Raw genomic sequence first — 284 nt, 5'->3', positions numbered from 1 at the left:
CATGGCGCAGGGCCGGCTGATGGTGGCCTCCGACGTCGGCGGCCACAAGGAACTGATCCAGGACGGCAAGACCGGCGTGCTGTTCCATGCCGGCAACGCCGGTGACCTCGCCAGCAAGGTGGTCGGCCTGCTCAAGTACGAAGAGGGCTGGGAACGGATGAAGAAGAACGGCCGCCAGTTCGTCGAGACCGAGCGCAACTGGGCCGCCAGCGTGGCGCGCTACCGCGGCGTCTACGGCAGCCTGGTCAAGCAGGGGATGGAGGCCGCGCTTGGCTGAACACGTT

Annotated in this window: 1 protein-coding gene; it reads left to right on the top strand. The window is 67.3% G+C overall.

The window, feature by feature from the left end; translation table 11 throughout:
- On the top strand, nucleotides 1-277 hold a 277-nt coding region (locus MD536_RS21555; RefSeq protein WP_239603845.1), incomplete at its 5' end, for a glycosyltransferase.
- Nucleotides 278-284: the final 7 nt, after the last annotated feature.

Origin of the sequence: Flavihumibacter cheonanensis (genome assembly GCF_022352215.1) — a bacterium.
Classification (GTDB): domain Bacteria; phylum Bacteroidota; class Bacteroidia; order Chitinophagales; family Chitinophagaceae; genus Flavihumibacter; species Flavihumibacter cheonanensis.
This window is presented reverse-complemented; position numbering and strand designations above follow the sequence as displayed.